Annotated in this window: 31 protein-coding genes, 1 tRNA gene and 2 pseudogenes; 7 read left to right on the top strand and 27 right to left on the bottom strand. The window is 62.6% G+C overall.

Annotation, left to right across the window (positions count from 1 at the left end; all coding sequences use genetic code 11):
- Positions 1-16: 16 nt before the first annotated feature.
- The 3 genes from SIDU_RS15205 to SIDU_RS15195 form a co-directional block, all read right to left on the bottom strand.
- A complete protein-coding gene (locus tag SIDU_RS15205; protein WP_007685160.1) occupies positions 17-1,021 on the bottom strand; it encodes an aldo/keto reductase in 1,005 nt (334 codons plus the stop codon).
- A gap of 26 nt (positions 1,022-1,047) precedes the next feature.
- A complete protein-coding gene (locus tag SIDU_RS15200; RefSeq protein ID WP_007685161.1) occupies positions 1,048-1,344 on the bottom strand; it encodes a putative quinol monooxygenase in 297 nt (98 codons plus the stop codon).
- A 77-nt stretch (positions 1,345-1,421) separates the two neighbouring features.
- Positions 1,422-2,219 (bottom strand): type 1 glutamine amidotransferase domain-containing protein, encoded by a 798-nt coding sequence (locus tag SIDU_RS15195; RefSeq protein WP_007685163.1) that lies wholly within the window; start codon positions 2,217-2,219, stop codon positions 1,422-1,424.
- Between the two features lie 117 nt (positions 2,220-2,336).
- Here SIDU_RS15195 and SIDU_RS15190 point away from each other — a divergent pair, with 117 nt between their 5' ends.
- On the top strand, positions 2,337-3,290 hold the full coding sequence (locus SIDU_RS15190) for a LysR substrate-binding domain-containing protein (protein WP_007685165.1): 954 nt from the start codon (positions 2,337-2,339) through the stop codon (positions 3,288-3,290).
- Here SIDU_RS15190 and SIDU_RS20095 read toward each other — a convergent pair.
- The 5 genes and pseudogenes from SIDU_RS20095 to SIDU_RS15165 all read right to left on the bottom strand — a co-directional run.
- Positions 3,286-3,648, bottom strand: a pseudogene (locus SIDU_RS20095) (integrase); the annotation flags it as partial. The gene SIDU_RS15190 and the pseudogene SIDU_RS20095 sit on opposite strands and share 5 nt — an antisense overlap.
- Positions 3,649-3,686: 38 nt before the next feature.
- Entirely contained in the window at positions 3,687-4,760 is a 1,074-nt protein-coding gene (locus SIDU_RS15180) for a patatin-like phospholipase family protein (protein ID WP_025771165.1), read from the bottom strand.
- 249 nt (positions 4,761-5,009) lie between these two features.
- A complete protein-coding gene (locus SIDU_RS15175) occupies positions 5,010-5,474 on the bottom strand; it encodes a DUF2243 domain-containing protein (protein ID WP_233431834.1) in 465 nt (154 codons plus the stop codon).
- A 48-nt stretch (positions 5,475-5,522) separates the two neighbouring features.
- The gene (locus SIDU_RS15170) at positions 5,523-6,422 is read right to left on the bottom strand and encodes an MBL fold metallo-hydrolase (RefSeq protein ID WP_007685173.1); all 900 of its coding nucleotides are present in this window, start codon (positions 6,420-6,422) and stop codon (positions 5,523-5,525) included.
- Positions 6,422-6,625 (bottom strand): hypothetical protein, encoded by a 204-nt coding sequence (locus SIDU_RS15165; protein ID WP_233431900.1) that lies wholly within the window; start codon positions 6,623-6,625, stop codon positions 6,422-6,424. The genes SIDU_RS15170 and SIDU_RS15165 overlap by 1 nt, the downstream gene beginning before the upstream one ends.
- Positions 6,626-6,825: 200 nt before the next feature.
- Between SIDU_RS15165 and rpsN the strand changes: the two genes are divergently transcribed.
- From rpsN to SIDU_RS19830, 3 genes are all read left to right on the top strand, one after another.
- On the top strand, positions 6,826-7,131 hold the full coding sequence (gene rpsN / locus SIDU_RS15160) for a 30S ribosomal protein S14 (RefSeq protein WP_007685177.1): 306 nt from the start codon (positions 6,826-6,828) through the stop codon (positions 7,129-7,131).
- A gap of 69 nt (positions 7,132-7,200) precedes the next feature.
- Positions 7,201-8,529 carry an NAD(P)/FAD-dependent oxidoreductase gene (locus tag SIDU_RS15155; protein WP_007685179.1) on the top strand — a complete coding sequence of 443 codons (1,329 nt, stop codon included), beginning with the start codon at positions 7,201-7,203 and terminating at the stop codon, positions 8,527-8,529.
- Between the two features lie 276 nt (positions 8,530-8,805).
- Positions 8,806-9,075, top strand: a complete 270-nt coding sequence (locus SIDU_RS19830; protein WP_007685181.1) for a hypothetical protein — start codon at positions 8,806-8,808, stop codon at positions 9,073-9,075.
- Between the two features lie 66 nt (positions 9,076-9,141).
- On the opposite strand, the gene SIDU_RS20090 is transcribed toward SIDU_RS19830, so the two are convergent.
- The 11 genes from SIDU_RS20090 to SIDU_RS15100 form a co-directional block, all read right to left on the bottom strand.
- Positions 9,142-9,489, bottom strand: a complete 348-nt coding sequence (locus SIDU_RS20090; RefSeq protein ID WP_007685183.1) for a hypothetical protein — start codon at positions 9,487-9,489, stop codon at positions 9,142-9,144.
- Complete coding sequence (locus SIDU_RS20085) at positions 9,395-9,910, bottom strand: exonuclease domain-containing protein (protein WP_084191206.1); 516 nt, start codon at positions 9,908-9,910, stop codon at positions 9,395-9,397. The genes SIDU_RS20090 and SIDU_RS20085 overlap by 95 nt, the downstream gene beginning before the upstream one ends.
- 103 nt (positions 9,911-10,013) lie before the next feature.
- Positions 10,014-10,682: an RES family NAD+ phosphorylase gene (locus tag SIDU_RS15140; RefSeq protein WP_007685186.1), complete on the bottom strand. Its 669-nt coding sequence runs from the start codon at positions 10,680-10,682 to the stop codon at positions 10,014-10,016.
- Between the two features lie 47 nt (positions 10,683-10,729).
- A complete protein-coding gene (locus SIDU_RS15135) occupies positions 10,730-11,143 on the bottom strand; it encodes an MbcA/ParS/Xre antitoxin family protein (protein WP_025771173.1) in 414 nt (137 codons plus the stop codon).
- Positions 11,144-11,249: 106 nt separating this feature from the next.
- Positions 11,250-11,900: a HipA domain-containing protein gene (locus SIDU_RS15130; protein ID WP_129965608.1), complete on the bottom strand. Its 651-nt coding sequence runs from the start codon at positions 11,898-11,900 to the stop codon at positions 11,250-11,252.
- Between the two features lie 380 nt (positions 11,901-12,280).
- A complete protein-coding gene (locus SIDU_RS15125; protein WP_007685191.1) occupies positions 12,281-14,278 on the bottom strand; it encodes a protein-L-isoaspartate(D-aspartate) O-methyltransferase in 1,998 nt (665 codons plus the stop codon).
- Positions 14,271-14,768: an HAD family hydrolase gene (locus tag SIDU_RS15120; protein ID WP_007685193.1), complete on the bottom strand. Its 498-nt coding sequence runs from the start codon at positions 14,766-14,768 to the stop codon at positions 14,271-14,273. Before SIDU_RS15120 ends, SIDU_RS15125 begins: the two co-directional genes overlap by 8 nt.
- A 3-nt stretch (positions 14,769-14,771) precedes the next feature.
- On the bottom strand, positions 14,772-15,143 hold the full coding sequence (locus tag SIDU_RS15115) for a hypothetical protein (RefSeq protein ID WP_007685195.1): 372 nt from the start codon (positions 15,141-15,143) through the stop codon (positions 14,772-14,774).
- A 3-nt stretch (positions 15,144-15,146) separates the two neighbouring features.
- Positions 15,147-15,380, bottom strand: coding sequence for a hypothetical protein (locus tag SIDU_RS15110; RefSeq protein WP_007685198.1), 234 nt, complete (start codon positions 15,378-15,380; stop codon positions 15,147-15,149).
- A 19-nt stretch (positions 15,381-15,399) separates the two neighbouring features.
- Complete coding sequence (locus tag SIDU_RS15105; RefSeq protein ID WP_007685200.1) at positions 15,400-15,789, bottom strand: four-helix bundle copper-binding protein; 390 nt, start codon at positions 15,787-15,789, stop codon at positions 15,400-15,402.
- Between the two features lie 9 nt (positions 15,790-15,798).
- On the bottom strand, positions 15,799-16,668 hold the full coding sequence (locus tag SIDU_RS15100; protein ID WP_007685202.1) for an SDR family oxidoreductase: 870 nt from the start codon (positions 16,666-16,668) through the stop codon (positions 15,799-15,801).
- Positions 16,669-17,476: 808 nt separating this feature from the next.
- Here SIDU_RS15100 and SIDU_RS15095 point away from each other — a divergent pair.
- Positions 17,477-18,256, top strand: coding sequence for a TonB-dependent receptor plug domain-containing protein (locus SIDU_RS15095; protein ID WP_129965610.1), 780 nt, complete (start codon positions 17,477-17,479; stop codon positions 18,254-18,256).
- Positions 18,186-19,022 carry a TonB-dependent receptor domain-containing protein gene (locus SIDU_RS15090; RefSeq protein WP_144240392.1) on the top strand — a complete coding sequence of 279 codons (837 nt, stop codon included), beginning with the start codon at positions 18,186-18,188 and terminating at the stop codon, positions 19,020-19,022. The genes SIDU_RS15095 and SIDU_RS15090 overlap by 71 nt, the downstream gene beginning before the upstream one ends.
- Here the strand turns inward: SIDU_RS15090 and SIDU_RS20080 are convergent.
- Positions 18,932-19,153: pseudogene (locus tag SIDU_RS20080) on the bottom strand (phage integrase central domain-containing protein); the annotation flags it as partial. The gene SIDU_RS15090 and the pseudogene SIDU_RS20080 sit on opposite strands and share 91 nt — an antisense overlap.
- Before the next feature lie 157 nt (positions 19,154-19,310).
- On the opposite strand from SIDU_RS20080, the gene SIDU_RS19080 reads away from it, so the two are divergent.
- Positions 19,311-20,259, top strand: a protein-coding gene (locus SIDU_RS19080) for an IS630 family transposase (protein WP_129965611.1) whose coding sequence is annotated in 2 segments (ribosomal slippage) — positions 19,311-19,654 and positions 19,653-20,259 — 951 coding nt in all. Because the reading frame shifts where the segments join, the coding sequence is not laid out codon by codon here.
- A 170-nt stretch (positions 20,260-20,429) separates the two neighbouring features.
- Here SIDU_RS19080 and SIDU_RS15070 read toward each other — a convergent pair.
- The 7 genes from SIDU_RS15070 to SIDU_RS15040 form a co-directional block, all read right to left on the bottom strand.
- Positions 20,430-20,505 (bottom strand) — tRNA-Phe (locus SIDU_RS15070).
- Between the two features lie 51 nt (positions 20,506-20,556).
- Positions 20,557-20,751 (bottom strand): DNA gyrase inhibitor YacG, encoded by a 195-nt coding sequence (locus SIDU_RS15065; protein ID WP_007685215.1) that lies wholly within the window; start codon positions 20,749-20,751, stop codon positions 20,557-20,559.
- Positions 20,741-21,730, bottom strand: coding sequence for a hypothetical protein (locus SIDU_RS15060; RefSeq protein WP_007685218.1), 990 nt, complete (start codon positions 21,728-21,730; stop codon positions 20,741-20,743). The genes SIDU_RS15065 and SIDU_RS15060 overlap by 11 nt, the downstream gene beginning before the upstream one ends.
- A gap of 6 nt (positions 21,731-21,736) precedes the next feature.
- A complete protein-coding gene (locus SIDU_RS15055) occupies positions 21,737-22,309 on the bottom strand; it encodes a Maf family protein (RefSeq protein ID WP_037508018.1) in 573 nt (190 codons plus the stop codon).
- Between the two features lie 12 nt (positions 22,310-22,321).
- Entirely contained in the window at positions 22,322-22,540 is a 219-nt protein-coding gene (infA, locus tag SIDU_RS15050) for a translation initiation factor IF-1 (protein ID WP_003049127.1), read from the bottom strand.
- 59 nt (positions 22,541-22,599) lie between these two features.
- Complete coding sequence (locus SIDU_RS15045; RefSeq protein WP_007685236.1) at positions 22,600-23,889, bottom strand: adenosylmethionine--8-amino-7-oxononanoate transaminase; 1,290 nt, start codon at positions 23,887-23,889, stop codon at positions 22,600-22,602.
- A gap of 238 nt (positions 23,890-24,127) precedes the next feature.
- The gene (locus tag SIDU_RS15040; RefSeq protein WP_007687267.1) at positions 24,128-24,562 is read right to left on the bottom strand and encodes a DUF4168 domain-containing protein; all 435 of its coding nucleotides are present in this window, start codon (positions 24,560-24,562) and stop codon (positions 24,128-24,130) included.
- Positions 24,563-24,757: the final 195 nt, after the last annotated feature.

Raw genomic sequence — 24,757 nt, 5'->3', positions numbered from 1 at the left:
TCAGGCGACCGGCTGATCAGAGTGGCAGTGGTGCCGCCGGGTTGACGAGACCTGCTTCGCGCAGCTCCCGCCAGAAGTCCGCCGGGATCGTCTCGTTCAACGCAGCGGTGTCTTCTGCGATGCGCTGCGGCCGGCTGGCGCCGGGGATCACCGCCGCGACCGCCGGATTGGCCAGCGAGAATTGCAGGCCGGCCGCTTTCATGCTGATGCCGTGACGGTCGGCAATTGCCTTGATCGCCGCGACCTTGACCAGAATCTCGGGTGTGGCGGGCGCATATTCGAAGTTCGGGCCACCGACGAGCGCGCCCGAGCTGTAAGGGCCGCCAACGACGATCCCGAGACCGCGCTCGGCGACCTTCGGCATCAGCCGCTCCAACGCCCGGTCATGGTCGAGCAGCGTGTAGCGGCCGGCGAGCAGCGATCCATCTGGCCGCGGCCTGTCGAGATCGAGCAGCAGCTCGACCGCCTCGACCCGGTTGACGCCGAGGCCCCAGGCCTTGATCGTGCCCTCGTCGCGCAGCCGGTCGAGCGCCCGGAACGCGCCGGTGCGCGCCTCCTCGAACCTGGCCAGCCATTCGTCGCCATAGAAATCCTGCGCCACGTCGTGGACCCAGACGATGTCGATATGATCGGTCTGCAGGCGCTTCAGGCTATCCTCGATCGAGCGCAGCGTCGCGTCGTGCGAATAGTCGTTGATCACCTTGTTGGGACGGCCATTGGCGAACACATCGCCCTTCTCGCCATTGTCGCGCGGCGCCTGCTCGATGTCGTCGAGCACGATGCGGCCGACCTTTGTGCTGATCACATACTCGTCGCGTGGCTTCCCCTTCAGCGCTTCACCCATGCGGATTTCGGCGAGGCCAGCGCCGTAGAAGGGCGCGTTGTCGAAATAGCGGATGCCGTCGCTCCATGCGGCCTCGACGGTCGCCAGCGCTTCCTCCTCGGGGATCGCGCGAAACATGTTGCCGAGCGGCGCCGCTCCGAAGCCCAGGCGGGAGGGAAGAATGTCCTTCAGTGCCATGATGTCGGTCCTTGTGTCTGGAGGATTCAGGCGACTGCCAGCGGATCGAGCGTGAACGCGCTCCGCTCCGCGAGGTCGTTAATGGCGGCCAGATAGGCCTGAAAATGAGGGCTCGCGCGATGCGCAGCGACAGCGTCGGCGTTCCCATACAGCTCGTCGAGCACGTAACGGCCGGGCTGCGCCGGATCGACCCACAGGTCGTAGCGCAGATTGCCGGGCTCGGCGCGCGAGGGGGCGAGCATGCCGTCTAGCAGGATGCGCAGCGCCTCGGCCTTGCCCGGACGCGCTGTCAGCACCGCGATGATCTTGATGTGGCTGGTCATGATGGTCGTTCCTGGCTGAGGTGAGTAGGTATGGGGGGCGGAGCGCCTGCGCAACGCTCCGCCGGTACTTCTCGTTCTCATGCGGCCCGACGTGCATCGAGCGCATCGATCAAGGCTTTCGCGATCGGATGATCGGAGCGCGGGTTCTGCCCGGTGATCAGCTCCCGATCGACGATCACGTTCGGCTCGAAGTCGACGGAGGTCGTCTCGACCTTGCCGCCGGCGGCGGTCAGGGCATGCGGCATGTCGAAATACATCTTCGCATGCAGGATGTGATCCTCGACCACCTTCTCCTCCGTCGCGGAGAAGATCGTCATCTGATAGCCGGCATAGGGCCAGCTCTTCGCCCATTCGCGTGCCTTGTCGTCAGCACCGGCGATCAGCGCCGCGCGGAAGGCGCGAGGGTCGTCCATCGCCGCGGTCAGCGCGATCGGACCGTGGCAGAGCAGCGCGGTGGGCTTGGCTGCCGCGTGGAAGTGGCGCAGGATGTCGCCGACTTCCGCGTCCTGCATCAGGTCGACCACCGGGGCCTGGCCGCCGGGGAAGAAAACGCCGGCATACTGGTCGAGGCCATCGTCGATCACCGCGCGGAGCGTGCGTGGCGCGTTCATCGCCGGGCTGTTGTCATAATAGTTGCGGGCGGCGCGATACGCGGCTTCGTCATTTTCGAAATGCGCTGGAGCATCCGACGCGGCATCGATGATCGGCTTGCTCCCATTCGGGGTGGCGAGCACGACCTCATAGCCGGCTGCTTCGAGCGCCATCGCCGGAACGACCGTCTCGTTGAGATACTGGCCGGTCGCGCCCCATTTGTTGCCCTGCACCTCGATGCGGGTCGCGTTGGAGCCGATCAGTAGAACCTTACCCTTGTCCATGGAAACCTCCTGTCATCCGATCTCGTCCGCATTCCGGACGGCCAGGAGATGCGCCTTCCCCCCTCATTGCAGAAGTTTATTTCTTGGATTTTGGATATACGTATGAGAGCATAACTTATGCGCTACGATCTCAACCTCCTTCCCATCTTCGTAGCGCTCATGGAGGAACGGAGCGTCACGCGCGCGGCCGAGCGGCTGGGCATGACTCAGCCGGCGCTCTCCAACGCACTCGCGCGATTGAGGCTGATGTTGAAGGATCAGCTCTTCATACGCGAGCGCTATGGCATCCAGCCGACGGCGATCGCGCTCGAACTGGCACCGGGGATCGCGGACGCGCTGGCGAGCCTCGACGACGCCGTACTCGGGCAGCAGGACTTCGATCCGACCAGCGCCGAACGTCTCTTCACGATCGCGCCCAATGGCTATGTCGAGTTCGTGATCGTCCCCGCGCTGGTCGCGCGGCTCGCCGAGGTCGCTCCGGGCATCAAGCTCAGGCTGACGCCTTACGGCAACGACTTGATCGAAACCGGCGTCGTCTCCGGCACCACCGCGATGGTGCTCGGCCGCATCATGGAGCCGCCCGACAATCTCGTGGTCCAGCATCTGATGAACGAGGGCCTCGAATGCGTCGTGCGCGCCAGTCATCCTGAAATCGGAGAGGCGATCTCGCGCGAGCAGTTCGAGAGCATGCGCCACGTCAACGTTGTGCCGCCCGGCCGCATGCGCGCCGGCCTGTTCCAAGCGTTAGCCCAACAGAATCTCAAGCGCGAGGTGGCGCTCTCCGTCACCAATTTCTTCGCGGTTGCCGAGATGATCGCGGTCACCGACTATGTCGCAACGCTGCCGCGTCTCATCTGTCGCCGTCTGGCGCACGATGCCCGACTGCGCATCCTTCCGCCTCCAGTCGATCTCGGCAGCTTCCCGGTCGAGATGGCTTGGCATGTCCGCTACCGCCATGATCCCGCGCATCGCTGGCTACGTTCGCTGGTCGCGAAAGTGATCGGCGAACTCACCGATGCGTTCGATCAAGCCGTCGGCGTGTCCAACAACGGCGCAGCATTTCAACCATAGAGCCGGTCTGTATCAGGATAACATCTGAGGGGCCCGTCCGCCTCTGAGAATGCGTGCCATAATCTTCGCTCGGCAGGCCGATCCCCGTTACCCACTCATGCACCAGGCGAGCGTATTGACGGGTGCTCATGTGGGTCGAACGATCGGTGCGGCTCGGGAAGGCATAATCCTCCAGTGATCTGCCTCGCAATTCCAACCACCGGAGCAAGCTGGGGCGAGCATCGTCCATCAGTTCGAACTGAACCGGCCTCCCGGTCTTCTGTTGAACGACGATCGCCCGCGTCCGCACCTTCCGGTCACAAACGGTGTCGCCGATCTTGATCTTCACCAAGTCACAGCCGCGCAGTTTACTGTCGATGTCGGAACGAATTTGTCGCTCCGAGACCGCTCGCAATCTTATCCTTGGATGGGCTGCATGGAGAAACGAACACGGTCAAACCCTTTCCGAGTTCGAGGATCGGGCTGGTAAACCGACAAGCCCCGGCCTCCTATCGCTATTTCACCACGCCCAAGAGCACCCAGCATGCTCGTCATAGCTTCATGGCCCGCGCGCCAGCGCGCCTCGGCAGATTGGCTGGAGAAATCGAATGCCTTGCCGGCAACCTCCTTGGCCTGATCCGCATAGGCAAGGCGCAGCACCGTGACGGTCGCTGCTCGGTCGCCCCGGACATCAAAGAGCGCTTGCCAGGCAGCGAGAGCGCGACGGCTTTGCGTGGCGAACATGAGATCCTGGCTCCGCTTCGCGCTTTCCCTCAGCGTGCGCGGACGACTTCCAGATAGAGGCAGCAGATCTACCGCGATGCAGAGCAACGGCCGCGTCCGCTTTTCGGACAGGATGATATCGAGAGGCAGGTTGACTGAAATGCCCGCGTCTCCCAGCAGCCGCTCGCCGATAGCGACGGGCGGGAACAGCGGAATGAGCGCGGCGCTCGCCCGAATCTCGTCGCAGCCAATCCAATGGCTACCAGTGTCGAAAGCAATATCTTCGCCGCTTTGAATATCCACGGCCGTGACCGACAAGCGCGGAGAGCCTCTATTCAGCCTGTCAAAATCAACAAGGCGCTGCAGAGTGTCGGCTAGCGGCCGCAGATCATAGAGGCTGGCAGGCTCGTCATTGCCCAGCGGGTTCCACCAGGGGCCGTAAATATTGCGGGGCACGAACAACCCCGGATGCCCGCTAGCCAAGGTCAATGCGGTCGCCCAGCTGCGCCTCACCGTTTCCACGACGGCGGGCAGGTCGATCGGCTCGGCATTGCCGCTGCATTTCCACAACTCGCGGAGCCGGCTAACCCGGTCGGAATCCTTGTTGCCGCAAATCACCGCGCCGTTCACCGCGCCCGCAGACGCACCAGCGATCCACGAAGGCTCGAGTCCCTGATCATGGAGCGCCTCATAGGCTCCAGCTTGATACGCGCCTAGTGCATTCCCGCCGCCAAGCACCAGCGCAACTTCATAGGGTCGGCCGTTCACCGGGAGCTGTCCAGAGCCATGCCTGGGTTCTGATGGTAAAAGACGAGCGCCACAATATCTCCTGTGCTGTAGCATCCCAAACTGCTGGCAGGATGCGTCGTTCCACTGTGAGATGATGCTCGTCACCCCTTTTTCAGAGAGGCCTGGCGTTCTTGTATCGCGTCTGCCGGACCAGCCGGAATGGCTCAACGTGGGCAGGGCGATACGCGCCGCGCAAGAAGCGAAGGGCTGAAGAACGCGCCTTGCGCTTTAAGTCGCCTGGCTGGATTTCCTTGCAATGACGTGGCCCACAAGGATGAGGACGATGCCGGAGGCAAGGAACAGCCAGTCCCACATCGACAGGCCAAGCGCTTCGACGACATGGTGCAAATCGAGAAGATGGTGGTCGATCAATCCTTCAACGAGGTTGAACCATCCCCATCCAGCCAGCATGTAACCGATCAGCCGCCAACCTGCTGCGCTTGCGTCTCGCCTGCCGTTCAGCGCCCGCCAGAGCAGTGTCACGCCGATCAGCGTCGCCATCCACATAAATGCGTGGAAAAGGCCATCAGCGAGCATATTGGCCTTCATGTTCATCATGCTGTTCAGGGGAATGACCGCCGAAAGCATGGCATGTGCCTGAAAGATCTGGTGCAGGACTATCCCGTCGAAAAACCCTCCAAGGCCAATGCCAAGCATGATCCCCGGAGGCGCAAGCGACGGCAGGTCAGTCATCCGATCGCTCATCTGCATGCATCCCGCTGCGCTGTTCGCCGGCAAACGTCATGCGCCGCTCAAGCCGGTTGCAACGCCCTGGCCAATTGGGGGCATTGCCCTCGTGGTGCTGGTATCTCCATTACGGCGCTGCATCGCCTCAAGCTCAATCTCGTCATGCGAACAGAAGATGGTCACCTCGCCGCTCCTCTCGCGCTTCAATTCCCGCAGGCGCTGCTGGTTGGCGAAACGCAGTTCCCGGTCCACCTCCATCAGATTCTGGTAAAGACGCAGGCCGGGCGTGCAGCGCCGCCTGTCTCCATCCAGTTCACGCCGGTAGAAATAAGCGTCCCCAGCATTTAGAACCCATCCATCGTCTGATCTGATCGCGATCCCGGCGTGGCCCCATGTATGACCTGGCAAAGGGACCATCAGGATTTCGGGCGGCAGGCCGTCTAACTGGCGGACGCGCTCAAGCCCAAACCAACATTCGCCGCTGCCGGCGTAAGTGCGCCAGTCCCGCACCTGCTCCCACTGCGCGGGCCGGTATCGGCGCTCTGCAATGAAGCCCCGCCGCTTGCGCTCGGCGGCTTCGCGCTCGGCTTCCATCACATGGACGCGCGCATTGGGGAAATCGTCCAGTCCGCCCGCATGATCGAAATCCAGATGCGTCAGCACGACATGGCGGACGTCCGATGGCGAATAGCCCATTGCCTTGATCTGGTGCAGCGCCGTCTCCTCCGCCCTGAAATGGATATTGAGCAGCGTACGAAAGAAGCGGCTGAGGCGCGGATGGGGATGGCGCACGTCTTCGCTGCCGTAACCGGTGTCAATCAGCACCAGTCCCTCGTTGGTTTCGACCAACTGTGCCGCGCAGGGAATAAGGCCGAACAGGCTCTTGCTGAAGCCATCGAAGAACGGACCGCCAAGTGGGCAATCCGTCCCGCATTTCAGATACCGGACACGCATTATCGCGCCGCGCCAATGTGCTGCGCCTCACCCCCTTCGGCCGTAAGCGCGGAAGGATAGATGAAGACGATCGAGGCGCCGGCAAGGACGACGAGCATCAGCGCAAGGGCAACGCTGCCGCTGATCCGTCCGCGGCGCCTTGCAAAGACCACCGCTCCGATCAAGGCGGCGGCGACAAGGACGATGATGGCGGTCAATCCCACCCATGACATAGCGTCTCTCCCAATGCCCAGGACCCAAAAGATCAGGAATGAACAGTGCCCCCGGCACGGCCGTTCCCTGAAAGCCGCTGCCGCCTAACTCAGGTAAGCGGCATGCTCGGATCATGCCCATGGCCGCCGCGTTCCTCCCGCGCCGCGTCGCGAGCATGAACCCAAATCCGGAGAAGCAGAGGAAAACCCCAATGGCCAAGAAGAGCGCGATCAACAAGAACGAGCGTCGCCGCAAGCTCGCCAAGAAATATGCGCCGAAATATGCAAAGCTTAAGGCGACAGCTAATGATGAAAGTCTCAGCCAGGAAGAGCGCCTGATCGCAAGGCTGAAGATGGCGGAAATCCCCCGCAACGGCAATCCCACGCGGATCAGGAACCGGTGCGAACTGACGGGACGCCCGCGCGCCTATTATCGCAAGTTCAAATTGGCTCGGGTGATGCTGAGGCACCTTGCCACGAGAGGACAGTTGCCAGGCGTGATCAAGTCGAGCTGGTGACGCAGACCATGCTCCCTCTACTCTCAAGAGGCTGTGAGATTGAACGTGGATAGCCACCCCTGGAGGGGAATGGGCACAAGTCGGCCCCCCCATATCATTATATTGGGTGGCGGGTTCGCCGGTCTCGCCTGCGCGCGGGAATTGGGCGGCAAGCCCATTCGGGTGACGATTATCGATCGCAACAATTATCATCTCTTCGTGCCGTTGCTCTACCAGGTGGCGACCGCCGCGCTCTCGCCCGCCGACATAGCGCAGCCCATCCGCCGCATCCTGCGCCGCCACGACAATATCGAGGTTGTGCTTGGCGAAGCGGTGGGCGTGGATCCACAATCGCGCCGCCTATCCCTGGCCGATGGCTCGTCACTCCATTTCGACAGGCTGGTGATCGCAACCGGCAGCCGATATAATTATTTCGCTCATCCGGAATGGGAACCGCTGGCGCCCGGCCTGCGCAGCATTGAGGATGCCCGCCTTCTTCGCAGCCGCATCCTGCGCAGCTTCGAGTTAGCGGAGCGACAGCCCGATCCCCACCGAAGGGCCGAACTGATGACGATCGTCATCGTGGGCGCGGGACCTACCGGCGTTGAAATGGCCGGAGCAATCGCGGAACTTGCGCATTACACGCTCGCCCGCGACTTTCGGCATATCGACCCCGGCGCGGTCCGCATCCTGCTGGTGGAGGCGGGCAAGCAAATCCTCGCCAGCTTCCCCGACAGATTGAGCACCTATGCCCGACGCCGGCTGGAAGCCATGGGAGTGGAGATCATGCTGGGAAAGTCGCTCGAAGACATTGACGGTGACACGCTCGTCATTGGCGGCCAAAGGTTGCGGGCCGGCACGATCATCTGGGCTGCGGGGATCAAGGCGTCGCCCGCCGCGTTCTGGCTGCAGGCAGAATGCGACCGCAGCGGCCGGGTAAGGGTTGCCGCCGATTTTTCGGTTCCAAGCCATCCCCACATTCATGTGCTGGGTGATAGCGCCGCAATGAATGACGAAGCCGGACAACCGCTGCCTGCACTGGCTCAGGTAGCCCAGCAGCAGGGCCGCTATCTTGGGCAATCCCTCTCTCGCGAATTCACCGGCCGCGCACCGCTTCCCCCTTTCCGCTTTCGCGACCGCGGCAACACCGCGATCATCGGTCGCAACGCCGCCATCTTCGATTTCGGCAAGCGCCGCCTGAAGGGACGGCTGGCTTGGCTGCTCTGGGCCATTGTCCATGTCTATCTGCTGGTCGGCTTCGAAAAGCGGCTGCTGGTCAGCATCCAGTGGCTCTGGCGCTATTTCACCTATCAGCGCGGCGCGCGGCTGATCACGCAGCCGCCGCCACCGCCGCCCCAGGCCCTAGGGCCCGGCGGATCAAGGAAAAAGAGCCGCGATGCCAACGCATCGCCGCCCTAGGTCGGCAAGCCTCATGGGTGTCGCGTGGATGGCCCTTAAGCCCCAGGTCTTCCAGTAAGTGGTGCAGGAGAGCGAGCTTTCAAAACCATCGACGAACCCCAGCGACGCATTGGCCGGCCTGCCGGCAGGCTATGGGGATGCTCCGAGACTGGGACCATCATTACCGGGTGATCTCGGGCGACCGATCCTGCGCGCCCAGCAACAGCATCTGGGCGCCGACTCACCGGGCGACAATCGGCCGATTGCGGACGCCGCAGAAGCTGAGAGGCTAACAAGATGGCGGAACTGAAGGCCGCCCGGCAGTCCGGGATCCTTTTCCAGACAAAGGCCGGCGACCATGCCGCCGAGGTACCAGCGCTGCCGACCACAATGGTTCCGCCGGATCCAGACCAGGACCTTGCTCCCATCACCGTGCGCGTGGCGACGGCTGTACGTCTTACCGGTCTCAGTCGGTCTCGCATCTATGAACTGATTCAGGCGGGCGATATCGAGATCGTGAAGGTCGGAAGAGCGACCCTGTGCGCTATGACAGCCTCCAGCGCTTGACCAGCAGATGAAGCATGCACGCCGTCCTCATGCGCGTGCCTGAAATCGAAGAGCGCTGGAAATTGGCTAACGGTGGCGCTCCATCGCGGTGACGGTAAGGAAGGCCGGGCTGCCATGACCGACATAGACGTCGCTCAGCAGCCGGGCCTCCTCGGCCTCCTTGTCGGCTTCGGCAATCGCCTTCCACCAGAAGCGCAGGACCGAATCCCACCGATATCCCCGCGCCTTCAACCGCTCCTTCGCCTCAAAGGGCGCATCGATAGCATTGGCACGATAGGTGGGCTTTTCCGAACAGGCGATGAGCTTGGCAAGGATGGTTTCACCGTCCGGCAGACCGTGAGCCAGCAGATAGATGAGCGCGAGGATAGAACCAGCCGCATTGCGACACGAGGTGGGCAAGGGCGCGGCCGTCAAATCCGAGCTCCAGCCAATCCAATTCCGCCATGGAGCAGGCCCAGGGTTTGCCGGCGATGGCAGGCAGGCGGCGGTCAATGAACGGCCTGTCGAACGCCGCATTGTGCGCGACAATGATGTCGGCGGACGAAAGGCTCTCGACGGCCGCCGCCTCGTCTATGACCTGACCAGCAAGGTCATCCGCCGCGAGCCCCGTCAATTTGGTGATCCTGGGGTCGAGCTCGATGCCCGGATCCTCACGCCAGACCCGGGGCACGCCGACCTGAATAACGTGCCCCAGAGCATCAAACCGAAAACGCTGGACCGCCAGTTCGATAATCCTATCAGTTTCTCGATCGAGGCCGGTCGTTTCGACGTCAACCGCAACGCCAATCCTGCTCGGCGTCCGTGGATCAGCATCATGGAAAGCCGTTACAGGCATCAACCGGCACAGGACTCGATAATCAGGATGACTGTTTAGCGCCTCAGCTGCGCGCTCGTGACGACCGTCGGCAGAGAACGTCATGATGCCAACGGTCCCTTTGTCATTCTTCTACCACCCGGAAAACCACGCCGCTGCCGGCATCCCTGACCAGATCGACCCTCTTACCGTCCCAATGATAGTCGAGATGCCTGCCCTGGACCGGGCTGGAGGCACAGTCGGGATAAAAGAGCCCTACACATTCTCCTCCAGCTTGCCGCACGCTCGGATAGGCTATCCCATCAGAACCAGCCTTGCGCAGGGCAGCCCCCAGCAACTGGGCGGCCGCATAATCATCCGGATCGAGGCAAGCAGCGAACGGATCGTCCTGACCCCGCAGATCATGAAGGTTCGCGCAAACCGTCAGGATGATTTCCCGAAACTGGGAGGTCCAACCGGGCGATTCAGCTGTGCGCGCCATGAACCGGGCATGATGATGGATCGTCTCGAACAGGGCAGTCTCATAGCGATCGGCGACGTAGAGGACGCCATAGCTCCCATCGGAAAACCGACTGGGACGGTCAACACTGACATGGGTGAAGGACGCCATCAAATAGGAAGCGCCGTTGCCGCCCACCCGTCGTTCGGGAGGCACAAGATCGAGATTCCCGATCGATGCCCTGATGCGCGGGTTGGTCTTCTGCTCGGCCGACAGCAACAGGGGCCAATCCTCTGGATCCGCGATATCCTCGAACAGGTCGATGGGCGGGTAGACGCTGCGGATGATCCGCACTGCGCCGTCCCATTCAACTCTGCAGACTGGCGGTTCGTTAGCCAGGGTCACCAGCCGCCGCGTTCCGCATCAAGATAACGCCGCACACGCATCAAGTCCGTCAGTTCGCCGCCCAGCATGACCGCCAGCGCACTCGCGCTCCCGAAGGCCACATTGGACGCCTTGATCCAATCGTAGCCCCGCTGCGGCTCCTGAAAGATGATGCGGAGAGCCTTATGGATGCCCATGAGATTGGATAGACGGGCAAGCCCATCGCGCGAAATGCGCCCCGGCCCCTCCGCCTTCCAGCGACGAAAGCTGCGAACGGGCATGTCGGTAAGGACCGCCGCCTGCTCATCGGTGAGGCCCCATTTGGCGAACAGGTTGAGGGCGGCGCGAAACATCGCGCGACCTTCTTCCTGAGTGATCGGTTCCTGCCGGAAGGGAGCAGGGGCTGTCTCAACGGGTTGCAATATAGCCATCTGTGACAAAATAGATGATAAGCTGCCAAATGGCAATTCATTGCTCGCCGGTGGGTTTCGATAAATCCGATCTGCCGCTTGCCGTGGCGCATACTCGAAACAAGATTCAAATCTCTGCGAGGCCAAGCTCCAGTGACCTGAGCCTGACTTCCATGGCATTCATGATGCTTGTGTGTGGGGCTGTGGCAAGCCTATCGGGTATCATGAACAATGCCTGCTCGGGGGCTTTTGCTGCCATTTGGATGACGTCCCGAAGCACCTTGTCGATGAGGGTAGGCCCCAATCCCGCCTCTTTCGCGGTCTCCACGAAATGCCGTCCGCTAAGGTTCAGAATTTGATATTTCCGGCTGTTGCCTACGGACATTGCGAGCTGGTACTTGTTGTTCGGGATCTGCCGCGCGTCGAACGCAGGTTGGGCGCTGAGGACGTCATAGAATGGAGTCATCCCGAAACGCCCGCCGGGGCGAAGAAAGATACTGAAATTCTTGGCGTGACCGTCCGTTGCGCCGATGAGCCAGAATATGATCTGGCTTTTCAGGAAGGCGGCCTGATCCTCCAAGGGGTTGTCGCTGCTCCCGAGCAGCTTGAGGATTGTGACGGCGCCAGGACCCCCGTGGCTCTGATATTTCTGGGCAGAAGGGACGCCCAAGGCCTGGCAGAAATCCTCCTGGGGCAATCGAAGCAGTTCGGTCGGGCTCCTCCAACGACGATCAAAGCGCTCGACCACCAGCACCTTGCGCGCGCCGAATGTCGCGATCTATTTTCAGCATAAAATAGTTTATGTGTTAATCTGCATAATATAATATTATCCGATTTCCTACATAGGCTTTCGGCGGTGGACCCTGCGAGATATACTTGCTGGCTGCCGGTGTCTGGGTTGGTCAGCCGCTATGGTTCCGGCGACGATGAAACACCTGCCGACCAACTTACGTCATTGCGGCGCTGACGCATGAACGACCGGATTTGGTGGGAAGCTGGCATAACGGCTTTCACCTGTTTGGCGGTAATCGGCAGGGAACAGCAAGCCTCGGATTAACTGCCGTTTTGGAAAGCCGGACCCGTGACCGCTGCTGTCAGAGACTGCGCTTCGTAAGGCTCGTCTGCTCGCGCCGTTAGTTCTACAACCGCGGTGGGCCGCTACTCGCCGAACGGGTAGGTGTCCGGAACGCCCGGTCCGTGGTGCTCCGTCCCGAGCGGCGTCAGCGCCTCCGTCTCGTCGAACCAGACATAGGCGTCGAACTGCTCGGATAGGACTGCCTGCGAATAATGGCTCCAGAGTTCGGTATCCGGGCGATAGATGACACCGATGAAACGCTCCAGGCACGGCTCGGCCAGCCGGCGTCTCAATGCATCGTGTTTGCCGGGCGAGAGGTCGAGCAGAAAGCGCGGCTTGCCCGCATCGTGGCATAGCCGCTCATAGCTGTCGCGGCGCGAGGGAAGCACGCGCTTCACCTCCATGTCGCCGTCCCAGTCGGTCGCGGCGGCGACCGTGCCGCTGTGCGTGCCGAAGCCGATCAGCGCCGCGGCGCGGCCGAACCGTTGGCGGCAAAGCTGGCCGATGTTGAGTTCGTCGCGAACGGCGCCCATGTCGGTATGGCGGGCATCGCCGATGTGGCTGTTGTGCGCCCAGACGATTGCCCTGGCATCGCGGCCCTTGGCTTCGAGGATGTTCTCGAGCGTCTCGAACATGTGCGTGTCGCGCAGGTTCCAGCTTTCGGCGCCGCCATAATACATGATACGGTAATAGCGCTCGGCCGAGGCGACCAGCCGTGCGTTCTGCGCAGCGTCGAGGAAGCTGTCGCCATTGGCCTTGGCATAGTCAGCCTGTCTGGCCAGCAGCGCGCGGCATTGCTCGATCACGGCGGATTCGCATTCGGCATAGCCGCGCCGGAGGGCGGAGCGGCCATAGGTGGCCGGGTCCTTCTGCCAGGGGGTGAGGCAGCCGTAACGCTCGCGGGCGGTGGCCGCGGCGTCGGGATCGACCCGATCGAGATAGTCGAGCACGGCCGCGATCGAGCCGCGCATGTTGTACATGTCGAGTCCGTAAAAGCCCGCGCGGCGATCCATGTCGGCGATGGCTTCATTATGCCCGCGCATCCACTCCGTAAGGACCGCGATTTCGGTGTTGCGCCACATCCAGGTCGGAAAGCGCTGGAACGGCGGTTCTGCGGACGTCCTGCGCGGGCGATGCCGCACGTAGCGGTCCACTGCCTCGGCATCGGGCCAATCGGCCTCGACCGCTACGATCGTGAAGCCATGATGTTCGATGAGGTGCCGGGTGATCGCAGCGCGGGCGCGATAGAACTCGGCCGTGCCATGGCTGGCCTCGCCCAGCAGCACGACGCGGCGGTCCGCGAAGCGATCGAACAGCGCCCCGAACGCCGGATCGTCGAAGTCGGGGAGCGGCTCGGCTGCCTGACCGATCATCTCGGGCAGGCTCAGTTTGCGCGTGACACCCGGCAGGTGGTTCGCCGCCGAGCGGCGCCCGTCCTCGGACCAACCCTGCGCGCCGATCAGTGGTACGAACCGGACCGTGCCGAGATCCTCCTCCGCATAGCTGCCAGTGCTCGTGCGCGTGATCTTGCACAGCGATTGTTCGCCCGCATCGCCCACCGGCACCACGAGGACGCCGCCGACCTTAAGCTGCTCCTTGAGCGCCCGCGGCACCTCGGGACCACCGGCTGAAACCAGAATCGCGTCGAAGGGCGCCTGATCGGGCAGCCCGAGCGTGCCATCGCCGATGCGCAGTTCGACATTGCGGTATTCGAGCGCCTCCAGCCGCTCGCGCGCCGCCTGCCCAAGCGCCTCGTGCCGCTCGATGGCGAACACGTGTCCCGCGATGCGACTGATGACCGCAGCCGCATAACCCGAACCCGCGCCGACCTCGAGCACTCGGTCGTCCGCCCCGACCTCCGCCGCTTCGATCATTTCCGCAACGATGTAAGGCTGGGAGATCGTCTGCCCTTCCTCGATCGGAAGCGGCGCGTCCTCGTAGGCGAACTCCTCCATGCCTTCCGGCACGAAACGCTCGCGTGGGACCTCGCGCATGGCGGCAAGCACCGCTTCGTCGCGGATCCCGCGACGGGCGAGCTGGACATCGACCATCCGGTCCCGCTGCTCAGCCAAATCAGCCATGAGCAGTCTCCGCGGCAGCGGCTCTCACTGATACGCCGAGCGCGTTCAGTTCGGCGAGGGTCTGCTTGGCGCTGCGGTGATGTACGAAGGTGCCGCCGGCGTCCTGCCAGAGATGGGCGTGCTTCAGCTGATCGTCGACGAGGATGTCGCCGGACCGGCAGTGATTGCGCTTGTCGACCGCCATCACCGTCAGGATGCGGGTGCCGGGAAAATGCTCGGCCGCCCAGCGCACCTTCTGCGGGGCGGCCCATTTGCCGCGCGGGAGGCCAGTCAGGATGATGGGATCCAGGTGCCGCACCCCCTCAAACAGGATCATCGCATCCGGCATCAGCGGCAGGGTGCCATAGAAGTCGGGATGGCGGGCGATCTCGCGCCAGAAGGCCGGGAGGCCGCGGCGCTTCTCGAAGACACGCGGCGGCATGCCGAGCAACTCGGTCGCGCCGCGATCGAAGTCGGCCAGTACGCCGTCGCAGTCGAGATAGAGCTGCATCAGCTAAAACCTTGCCGGTTGGATATGAATCGGAACCGGCGTGGACAATGGCTCCCAACCCCGTTCGGCGATCACGTCATTGCTCTGGACGGCCTTGCGGCCCCGGCTTCGGTCCAGCGACCAGGTGATGTGGTAGGTGCTGCCGTCGGGCCGGTCCGTGCTGCCGTCGATCGAGACGATCAACGCCTGCAGGCCTTCGCCATCATCGACCTTCCCGACGATCTCGGCAGCCTCTTGTGCGGGCAGAGGCTCATTGGCGGACGCACCCGCCTGGAGCGTGACATGATCGGCGATCACGTCGGGCCAAGTCGGCGGAAAGCGTTCGAGTAGCTGTGCCCGCACGTTCCGATCGAGTTTCCAGCCCGTGACCGGCATCGTTCAGGACTTCGGATAAGGATCGGCCGGCGGCGCCTTGTCCGCGCGGGAGGTCTCGCCGCGAGCACGATCGTCGGGCGACGGGTCCTCGCCCGCCGCGCGGGCGTTGCCGCCGATCTCCGCTTCTTCGCCGGGCTCGCGGGTGGGCTGGCGATGGGCGCCCTCAGCCTCATGCTCCTTCAAAGTCGGGTCGCGCAGATTGTTCTCCGCATCACCCTGTCCGCTATTTTCGCGCATCCTCTCTCTCCATTTTCGATTACTGAACGGTCGGGCGCGCCTTGCGGCAGTCGGCCGCGCACTCCCGGCACATCTCGGCGCAGAGCCGGCAATGCTCATGCTCATGGCGTGCGCATTCTTCCGCACACAGCTCGCACACCCTCGCGCAGGTCTCGAGCATCAGCCGCAACGTCTCGATATTCTGCGCCGTCCGCCGGATTGCGAGCCGGCCTGTCGCGGCACACACATCCGCGCAGTCGAGGCACGAGCGGATGCACTGCGCCATATCCATCTTCTCGGCGATGCAGGCGTCGGCGCAAGAGGTGCACATCTCCGCGCAGAACATCGCATGGCGAGACGCGGTCGCCAGCGTTTCGTTGAAGTTCTCACCCACGTCGGGGTGAAGCGCGATCATCTTGTGAATGGACATGGCGGTCTCCTAGATGATCGGCTTGCCGCCGGTGACGGCGATGGTGGCCCCGGACACATAGCTCGCCTCGTCGGTAGCGAGCATTACATAGGCCGGCGCGAGTTCCTTGGGCTGCGCCGGTCGCCCGAGCGGCGTGTTCTTGCCGAACTCCTTCACCTGGTCTGGCGGCATGGTGGACGGAATGAGCGGGGTCCAGACCGGCCCGGGTGCAACGCAGTTCACACGGATTTTCTTCTCGCCGAGCAGCTGCGCCAGCCCGCCGGTGAAGTTCTGGATCGCGCCCTTGGTCGTGGCATAGGGAAGCAGGGTCGGCTTGGGCGTGTCGGCGTTGACCGACGTCGTGTTGATGATGGCGCTACCCTCGCGCATATGCGGCAACGCGGCCTTGGCCAGATAGAACATCGCGTGGATGTTGGTCGCGAAGGTCTTGTCCCACTCCTCGTCCGGGATATCCTCAAGCTGCTCATATGTCATCTGGTGAGCGGCGTTGTTCACGAGAATGTCAATACGCCCGAACGCTTCGACCGCTTTGTCGATGATGGTGCGGCAATGGTCGGCGCTGCTGATGTCGCCGGAAACGAGCACCGCCTGGCGCCCCGCCTTCTCGATCCAGCGCGCGGTCTCCTGTGCATCGTCGTCTTCACTGAGATAAGCGATGAGCACGTCGGCACCTTCGCGGGCGTAAGCGATCGCCACTGCGCGGCCGATGCCGCTGTCGCCGCCGGTGATGATTGCCTTTTTCCCCTCGAGGCGACCCGACCCCCGGTACGTCTCTTCACCATGGTCGGGACGCGGATCCATGTCTTCCGTCTTGCCGGGAACCTGCTGTTGCTGCTCCGGGAGAGGCGGCTTTACGGCTTCGGACGCTTTATCGCTCATCGCGTGGTACTCCTTGGACGCTCAGTAGAAGAGCACCTTTTGAACGGCGCAGTTCCGGCGGGAGCGGTTCGGACAGACCAATTACAGCCGAACCGTGCCGCCTTTGTGATTATCCACACCGATGAATCACATGAATTAGGATGGCGTTCGTCTGGGCGCGCAGGCTGATCTTCTACTCGCCGCATGAGGAACTCTGGCCGGGCGGCGTACAGAAATATCGCCGCGCGAGATCACAGTCATGACCTTAAGGAAGCAAGGCATCGCAGGGCCCAAGCAGGACGAAGATCTCAAGGAGAATTCCGGCTTAGGCCAAGGACGTTTACGGCTCGGACGAGGAACTCGACAATGCCGAGGGCTGGCGCATCTCTTGTGAGTTCTGCACTATTCTCTTGGCCAATTACTGCTCACACTGACGGGAATCACCCAGAACGGACCTTTCAATCGAGACTTCTTGGCACGAGTGAACTGCCGATCATCGTACTAGCTCACGGCGGTTTTTCTCTCCAAGCTGACTCCAGCGGTCAAGGTTATTGGTTGCAGAGCCGAATATGGGTGGAGCGTATGGGCGCAAGCGCACGTCGAGGCTCGTTGGCCCGGATATGGAGAGAGTAAAGTGAAGGGCGCTTACATGTGCCCCGTGCGTCCCTGGCTTAAGTGGTAGCCCCGCACAAGTCAGCCAGTGACCCTTTGCCACCTAGAAGAGACCTTCGGGCAACTGCCGGGTAACCGCGCAGCATCTCTAAGCCTGCCAGAAGCGGGCCATCTTTAAGCCATAGATAAAGTAAATAAAAAAGGGAGAAGGAAGAAAATGACTATTCGAACGATAGTCTCCGTATCTTCTGTCGTAGTATCGATTTTTTCGGCGCAAACTGCTGGTGCTCAACAAGTTGCACAGCCTGGGGATGTATCCATGTCTGAGAGGGAGCAATCCGGTGATGTCGCGGCCTCTCAAGGGCAGGACTTGGGCGACATCGTTGTGACGGCGAACAAAAAAGCCCAGAGCCTTCAAAAAACACCTGCGGCCGTAACGGCTTTGGACAGTGAGTTGATCGTGCAGAAAGGGGTCACCGACTTGCGCGCTGCACAGGCGTTCGTTCCTTCCGTGCGTTTTCAGCAGCAAGCCACATCTACTGAGGTTTACATTCGCGGCATTGGAGCCACTCTGGATCAAGCGCAGATCGATCCGCCGACCTCTGTAAACTTCAACGGGATCTATATGCCTCGCGAAGTCACGAGTGCAGCGTTCTTTGATGTGAATCAGATCGAGGTGCTTCCTGGACCACAGGGAACGCTTTATGGACGCAGTTCGCTTGGTGGTGTGGTGAATATCAACTTCAATCGTCCCACACATAAAAACGAGACAAGCTTCAACCTTGAGGCGGGCAATTACGCTCTCCTGCATCTGACGGCAGTGCAAAACCTGTCGCTGACCGACACGCTGGCGATGCGCGCGGCTTTCGATTTTGCCCGGCATACCGGCTATTTGGAGTCTGGCGCGCAGAGCAAGAATGGTTTCAATGGGCGGCTCCCTGCTTTACACGCCGACGGACCGAGTGAGCATCTACGCTTGGGGGATGGTCGGCGATGAAAAAGGTATTGCGTCGAACGCGGTAGCGATAGGGATACGTCCTGACGGTACGGTGAAGGCTGGCTCATTCCTACAGGACGACCCCTGGAACGATCTGCTCCCACCGTCCGTCCTAGCCCAATCCCCTTTCGGTCAGCTGGCAGCCAAGCCAGTCAAGGACGAGAAAAAGATCTTCGGCGGTGAAGTCGAGATCGGTCTCTCGGACAGCGTCACTCTAACATATATTCCGTCGTATATCGAGTATCACTCGGCTGTTGCTTTCACGCTGAGCGGCCTTCCCAATATTCAGACGACTAACTATAACCAGACCACGCATGAGCTGCGGCTTTCGGGCAACGCTGGTTGGGGCGACTGGCTCATCGGTGGTTATGGCTATCGCCTTGTGAGCTCTGGCCAGTTCTATGTCGGGTCCTACGACACGACTGGCATTCCCGTAACTCTCGTCGATCGCAATCGCATCAAGGGCCTCGCCGTATTCGGACAGGCTACCATTAACATTAGCGACCCAATGAGACTTACCGTTGGCGGCAGATACGGCGTGGATAACCGTGTTGGCGAAGGTCCGTATTTCGACGCCTCTGGGGTAGGCTCGCGATACGATTTTAGCGGAACTTATCGCCGGTTCGACTACAAGGTGGGGCTCGAATACGATATTGCTCCCCGCGCGATGGTCTATGCAGCTCTGCAGACCGGCTTCGGTATTATCAGCGCACCGCGAAGATCAACGGCTACGTCTCGCTGCGCCCGCCCGGTGACGATCGCGTAGCGAAAGATCGTGCCGAAGGTGCTGCGGAGGCGGTTTGCCGTCTCATACCGCCCGCGAACCTCAACAGCGCGGAGGACTTCCAGCAGTTCGGGTGCAGTAAAGTCTGCGGTAGGCCGGCTGCCAATGAGCGGATATCCCTTGGTTTTGCCGCATTTATTGCCATTGCGGTGAGCGCCATGATGGTATCTCCATGATAGAGCATAATCGGACCTGACTGAATCGGGGAGGATTCCCTTTCGTTGGGAAATCTGATTCAAGATGTCAGCTGGACGAGGAGGCCAGCCTGGCATGACGAAGTCCATTTCAGAGGATCTGCGCACGCGGGTGATTGCAGCGGTTGATGGCGGCCTTTCGCGGCGCGCGGCTGCGGAGCGTTTTGGAGTTGCGGCGGCAAGTGTGATCCGATGGGTCCGCGAATGGCGGGAGACCGGATCGACGCGTGCCAAGTTCCAAGGCGGCGACATGCGGTCCCGCCGGATTGAAGGCCATCGCGATGTCATTCTAGGTGCGATCGAGGAGCAGGTGGACATCACGCTTGTTGAACTGGCCGAGATGCTTCGATCGGAGCATGGGGTCGTATTCGCACCGAGCACCATCTGGCGTTTCCTCGATCGTCACTCAATGACCGTGAAAAAAAACGGCGCACGCCAGCGAGCAGGATCGGCCCGACGTGCTCGCGCGGCGGCGCGCATGGTTCAAGGCTCAACCTGATCTCGATCCCGAACGGTTGGTATTTATCGATGAAACCGGCGCATCGACGAAAATGGCGCGTCTGCGGGGACGGGCCCAGCGCGGCATGCGATGTCGGTCTCCGATCCCGCACGGCCATTGGAAAACCACCACCTTCACCGGCGCGTTGCGCTTGACGGGCATGACCGCGCCAATGGTCCTGGACGGTCCCATGACTGGCGAATGGTTCGCTGCCTATGCCGCGCAGGTTTTGGCGCCAACGCTGCGTCCCGGCGACATCGTCATCCTCGACAATCTCCCAGCTCATAAGACGATGGCAGCACGTGAAGCCATCGAAGCGGCCGGGGCGCGTATGTTGTTCCTTCCGCCATACAGTCCCGACTTCAATCCAATCGAAAACGCCTTCTCAAAACTCAAGGCCATCCTACGAAAGGCCGCCGCCCGAACCGTCCCCGAGCTATGGGATGCAATCCGCGACGCATTGCCACGCTTCACTCCGGAAGAATGTGCGAACTACTTCACTGCCACCGGGTATGAACCAGAGTGATCGGATTCTGCTCTAGTATTTTTCGGAATACCATCAAAATACCGTCACCGAGGGGTGGCTGCCAGCGTACCCCCGGGGATGTAGGGGGACGATGGGTTTTTCAAAAACCCACGTTTTCCGCCGTTTTCTGGATGGCTCTAGATGCTGCTGGATGCAGAAAAAAGAACAAATGGTGCCCGGGGACGGAGTCGAACCGCCGACACTGCGATTTTCAGTCGCATGCTCTACCAACTGAGCTACCCGGGCACGGGCACCGGCGAGGACCACCGGTCGCTTGGTGAGGCGTGCCTATAGGCATCAGGCCGGGGTGCTGTCTACCCCATCGTCGCCACTTTTTTTCATCTCGTCCGAAGCGGGCGCGCCGGGGACGCGATAACCCTCACCCAGCCATTGCAGCAGGTCGCGGTCGCGGCAGGCCTTTCCGCAGAAAGGGCGGGTTTCGCGAGCCGAGGGCTGGCCGCAGACGGGGCAGGAGGTGGCTTTAGGAGACATGGCCCGCCGATATGGTCAGCGCCGCGTCCGCCTTCAACCCAATGGCGCCGCCGCGGCGGCGGGCCAGGGTTTCGATCCAGCCGGTCGCCTTGTGCAGGCGGTCGATGATCGCGGGGGCGGCGGCGATCGTCGCCGGGCCGCCATTGCCGTGGCGTTCGGCGCGGCGCAGCAGGGCGAGCGCCGCCGTCTCGACCGGGTCGGCGCGGAGCAGCTCCATGAGGTTCATGCGTTCCCGGCGGCGGATGATCTGGACGAAGCCGAAGCCGTTGACCGCCGTGCGTTCGAAGGGGAGCGGCAGATATTTGTCGATCTGGGCGGAGGCGACGGCGCGCTCGTCCTTGTTGTTCATCGTCGGCAGGTCGATGCCGATGGAGCCGGTCAGCCCCAGGCGGCGGATCGCCTGCGCGGCCAGCTTCGCCCCCTTGGGACCGAGCTTGGCGGGCGGGAGCGAACCGTCGACGTCGATCAGGATCATCGCGGGCGTGGGAAAGATGCGCAGCGCGGCTTCCTCCGTGCCGATCTCGCCGGAAATCGCCTCTTCCATCAATTCGCTCCAGCCATGGGCTTCGAAGCGGTCTTCCTCATGCGCCGGACAGGGGATGACGGGCAGGCCGGTGGCGCGCAGGCGCTGGAGCAGGCTGGGCGCGGGATGCGCCTTCGAGCCGGGCTGGGCGATGCGGGCCTTGGCGAGCTTGGCGCGGCCTTCCTCCGGGATCGCCTCGCGCAGGATTTCGAGCAGGACGGTCGCGCCCTCCGCGATTTTCGGCGGGATGGGTTCGACCAGCACTTCCTCGCCGGAGATCAGACGGGCGATGCCGCGCTTCTTCGGGATGACGGTGCGGACGAGTTTGCCCTGGACGACCGCGCCTGCGCGGGCGGCATCGCTTTCGCGTTCGATCTGTGCTTCGACCAGGCGGCCCTTTTCGATCAGCGCGGCGCGGGCTTCGCCAATGCCTTCTTCATAGAGCCATTCGGCCATGTTCGGTCAATCCAACGGATAGCCCGCTGCCCGGAGCAGCGCGCGGGTTTCGTAGAGGGGCAGGCCCATGATGGCGCTGTGGCTGCCCTGGATGGCGCGGATGAGGCCCGCGGCGCGGCCCTGGATCGCATAGCCGCCTGCCTTGCCCTGCCATTCCTGCGACGCGAGATAGGCGTCGATCTCGGCGCGATCCAGGCGTTTGAAGGTCACGATATTGGTCGAGAGGCGGTGGCGCGCCCTGCCCTCCGCGTCGATCAGGGTGATCGCGCTCAGCACGCGGTGGCGGCGGCCGGAAAGGAGCTGGAGGCATTGGCGCGCTTCGGCCTCGCTCTCCGTCTTGGGCAGGATGCGGCGGCCCGCGGCGACCACCGTGTCGCCGGAAAGGACCAGCGCGCCGGGATGGCGAGCCGCGACCAACGCGCCCTTTTCGGCGGCCACGCGGGCGGCGTAGGCGGCGGGAAGTTCGCCCTTCAGGGGCGTTTCGTCGAGGTCGGCCGGGTCCACCGCGTCCGGAGACGCGCCGATCTGACCCAGAAGTTCACACCGTCTGGGAGAAGCAGAAGCTAGGATGAGCCGCATGCGTGAGGCGGCTTATTTGAAGCGGTAGGTGATCCGACCCTTGGTCAGGTCGTAGGGGGTGAGTTCGACCAGCACTTCGTCGCCCACCAGCACGCGGATGCGGTTCTTGCGCATCTTGCCGGCAGTGTGGCCGAGGATCTCGTGATCATTTTCAAGCCGCACGCGGAACATGGCGTTGGGGAGAAGCTCCACAACCTGTCCGCGCATTTCAAGCAGTTCTTCTTTTGCCATAATATCCTGGGAAACCGAAAAATCGCGCCGCCATAGCGCCAAAATGCCGAAAAAGAAAGTCAGGCTGACGCGCCGAATGCATCGCCGGCTTTTTGGAGCACCGCGAAGACGCGATCCAGTTGATCCGCATCGAGGCAATAGGGCGGCATGAGATAGATGGTGTTGCCGAGCGGGCGCAGCAAGAGGCCCCTTTCTTCGGCGAAGGCGCGCAGGCGCGGGGCCAGGTCGGAAAGATATCCGGCGTCGGGCGCGATCAGGTCTATCGCGGCGATGACGCCCAGTTGGCGGGGGTTGGCGAAGGCGGGATGCTGCGCCAGTTTTGCGAGTCGCTGCGCCATGCCCTGGCCGAGAGCGGCGATGCGGCCCAGCACATCCTCCTCCCGCCAGATGGCGAGGTTGGCGGCGGCGGCGGCGCAGGCGATGGCGTTCGCGGTGTAGCTGCTCGAATGGTAGAAGAGGCGGGCGCGGTCGGCGGATCTGTGCGCTTCGAAGATGCGCGGGCTGGCCAGCGTCGCGGCGAGCGGGATCGCGCCGCCGGTGATGCCCTTCGCCACCGCCATGATGTCCGGGACGACGCCCGCCTGTTCGCAGGCGAAGAGCGTGCCGGTGCGGCCCCAGCCGGTCATCACCTCGTCCGCGATGAAGAGGACGTCGTGGCGGGCGCAGATCGCCGCCATCTCCCGCAGGACATGCGCCGGATAGATCAGCATCCCCCCCGCCCCCAGGATCAGCGGTTCGACGATGAAGGCGGCTGGCTTTTGCGCGCAGGCGGCCTCCAGCGCGTCGAGGGTCGCCTGTTCCTGGTCCGCATGGGGGAAGGGGATGGTGCCGACGTCGAACAGCAGGGGCGACCAGGCGGCGTTATAGACGCCGCGCTCGCCCACCGACATCGCGCCGATGGTGTCGCCATGATAGCTGTGCTGGAGGACGAGGATGCGGTGGCGCGGTTCGGACAGGCCGTCCAGCGCCCGATTATGCCAATAGCCGAGCGCCATTTTCAGCGCGACCTCGACCGCCGTGGAGCCGCTGTCGGAGAAGAAGACATGGGCGAGCGGGTCTCGGTTCGCGGCGCGGGGGGCGATGTCGACAAGCCCTTGCGCCACTTCTTCGGCAGGGCCGTGGGTGTAGCCCGCGAAGATGAGCTGGTCGAGCTTGCCCGCCTGATCGGCGATGGCCGCCGCGATCCGGGGATGGCAATGGCCGTGGGTCGTCACCCACCAACTGGCGATGCAGTCGATGAGCGTGCCGCCGTCCGCCAGATGCAGCAAGGCCCCCTCCGCCCGTTCGACATGGGGGATTGGCTCGTTCAGGCCGTGCTGGAAGAAAGGGTGCCAGACAGGGGAGGTCATGGCCGTTGCGTAGAGGGATTTGCCCTCTGATGGAACATCTGACGGGAAATTGCCGGGATCGGCTGGGGGTGTGGGTTTCGGATTGTGAATCCTATTCCTCCCCATCGGTAGATGGGGAGGGGGACCAGCCGCAGGCTGGTGGAGGGGAAAGGGGCACGACCTGCGTATTTCCCCTCCACCACCGCCTTCGGCGGCGATCCCCCTCCCCACGCTTCGCGTAGGGAGGAATTTGTCGCGTTTATTGGGCGGGCGGGGTGGCCGGAGCAGCGGGGGCAGCGCCCGCGGCCGGAGCAGCAGGCGCGGCTGAGGTCGGCGCTGCCGCCTGGATCTTCTGCTGGAGCGCCGGGTCAGCGGCGGCGGCCTGGCCGATCTGGTTGAACTTTTCCGGCGGGATGCCCGACGCCTGGAGCGCCGCCAGCATCTTGGGCTGCTTGTCGGCGGCGGCGATGCTGCTGTCCTGCTGAATCTTCGTCACCTCGACGGCGGCGGCGGCGAACTGCTTGATTTCAGCGTCGGTGAAATTGCTGGCGCCAGCGGCCGGGGCAGCGGGCGCGGCCTGGGCAGGCGTGGACGGAGCCGGAGCGGCGGCGTCCTGGGCAAGGACCGGGGCGGCGGCGGCCAGCGCGACCGATGCGATCCCGGCCTTCAGAAGGATGGTGTTAAAACCCGACAAATTTCTTCTCCTCAAACTTAACCATGGTTTGAACGCCAAGCTGTGGAAGAGGTTGTCGGGATTAAAGAGCGATCCGATAAAATGTTGCATTTAAGAGACGGTCATCCAGCAAAATGCAGTTGATCGCAGGACCAAAACGCTTCGCCGTTGCGGAAAGTCATTGCGTTGGCGGAACTAAAAAAGGGGCCGGATTCG

It is taken from the genome of Sphingobium indicum B90A, assembly GCF_000264945.2.
Taxonomy (GTDB): domain Bacteria; phylum Pseudomonadota; class Alphaproteobacteria; order Sphingomonadales; family Sphingomonadaceae; genus Sphingobium; species Sphingobium indicum.
Note: the sequence above shows the minus strand (reverse complement) of the source record. Positions and strands in the feature narration are given on the sequence as shown.

What these genes read in the sequence shown, in the direction of transcription:
- SIDU_RS15125 (WP_007685191.1), bottom strand. Translation starts at nt 14,278, where the DNA reads ATGGCTGATTTGGCTGAGCAGCGGGACCGGATGGTCGATGTCCAGCTC.
- SIDU_RS15175 (WP_233431834.1), bottom strand. Translation starts at nt 5,474, where the DNA reads ATGACTGACCTGCCGTCGCTTGCGCCTCCGGGGATCATGCTTGGCATT.
- SIDU_RS15205 (WP_007685160.1), bottom strand. Translation starts at nt 1,021, where the DNA reads ATGGCACTGAAGGACATTCTTCCCTCCCGCCTGGGCTTCGGAGCGGCG.
- SIDU_RS15045 (WP_007685236.1), bottom strand. Translation starts at nt 23,889, where the DNA reads ATGACCTCCCCTGTCTGGCACCCTTTCTTCCAGCACGGCCTGAACGAG.
- SIDU_RS19830 (WP_007685181.1), top strand. Translation starts at nt 8,806, where the DNA reads ATGGCGGAACTGAAGGCCGCCCGGCAGTCCGGGATCCTTTTCCAGACA.
- SIDU_RS15065 (WP_007685215.1), bottom strand. Translation starts at nt 20,751, where the DNA reads ATGTCTCCTAAAGCCACCTCCTGCCCCGTCTGCGGCCAGCCCTCGGCT.
- SIDU_RS15090 (WP_144240392.1), top strand. Translation starts at nt 18,186, where the DNA reads ATGGGCGGCTCCCTGCTTTACACGCCGACGGACCGAGTGAGCATCTAC.
- infA (WP_003049127.1), bottom strand. Translation starts at nt 22,540, where the DNA reads ATGGCAAAAGAAGAACTGCTTGAAATGCGCGGACAGGTTGTGGAGCTT.
- SIDU_RS15170 (WP_007685173.1), bottom strand. Translation starts at nt 6,422, where the DNA reads ATGCGTGTCCGGTATCTGAAATGCGGGACGGATTGCCCACTTGGCGGT.
- SIDU_RS15095 (WP_129965610.1), top strand. Translation starts at nt 17,477, where the DNA reads ATGACTATTCGAACGATAGTCTCCGTATCTTCTGTCGTAGTATCGATT.
- SIDU_RS15105 (WP_007685200.1), bottom strand. Translation starts at nt 15,789, where the DNA reads ATGTCCATTCACAAGATGATCGCGCTTCACCCCGACGTGGGTGAGAAC.
- SIDU_RS15200 (WP_007685161.1), bottom strand. Translation starts at nt 1,344, where the DNA reads ATGACCAGCCACATCAAGATCATCGCGGTGCTGACAGCGCGTCCGGGC.
- rpsN (WP_007685177.1), top strand. Translation starts at nt 6,826, where the DNA reads ATGGCCAAGAAGAGCGCGATCAACAAGAACGAGCGTCGCCGCAAGCTC.
- SIDU_RS15195 (WP_007685163.1), bottom strand. Translation starts at nt 2,219, where the DNA reads ATGGACAAGGGTAAGGTTCTACTGATCGGCTCCAACGCGACCCGCATC.
- SIDU_RS15115 (WP_007685195.1), bottom strand. Translation starts at nt 15,143, where the DNA reads ATGCCGGTCACGGGCTGGAAACTCGATCGGAACGTGCGGGCACAGCTA.
- SIDU_RS15120 (WP_007685193.1), bottom strand. Translation starts at nt 14,768, where the DNA reads ATGCAGCTCTATCTCGACTGCGACGGCGTACTGGCCGACTTCGATCGC.
- SIDU_RS20085 (WP_084191206.1), bottom strand. Translation starts at nt 9,910, where the DNA reads ATGCCTGTAACGGCTTTCCATGATGCTGATCCACGGACGCCGAGCAGG.
- SIDU_RS15055 (WP_037508018.1), bottom strand. Translation starts at nt 22,309, where the DNA reads ATGCGGCTCATCCTAGCTTCTGCTTCTCCCAGACGGTGTGAACTTCTG.
- SIDU_RS15155 (WP_007685179.1), top strand. Translation starts at nt 7,201, where the DNA reads ATGGGCACAAGTCGGCCCCCCCATATCATTATATTGGGTGGCGGGTTC.
- SIDU_RS15110 (WP_007685198.1), bottom strand. Translation starts at nt 15,380, where the DNA reads ATGCGCGAAAATAGCGGACAGGGTGATGCGGAGAACAATCTGCGCGAC.
- SIDU_RS15100 (WP_007685202.1), bottom strand. Translation starts at nt 16,668, where the DNA reads ATGAGCGATAAAGCGTCCGAAGCCGTAAAGCCGCCTCTCCCGGAGCAG.
- SIDU_RS15060 (WP_007685218.1), bottom strand. Translation starts at nt 21,730, where the DNA reads ATGGCCGAATGGCTCTATGAAGAAGGCATTGGCGAAGCCCGCGCCGCG.
- SIDU_RS15135 (WP_025771173.1), bottom strand. Translation starts at nt 11,143, where the DNA reads ATGGCTATATTGCAACCCGTTGAGACAGCCCCTGCTCCCTTCCGGCAG.
- SIDU_RS15190 (WP_007685165.1), top strand. Translation starts at nt 2,337, where the DNA reads ATGCGCTACGATCTCAACCTCCTTCCCATCTTCGTAGCGCTCATGGAG.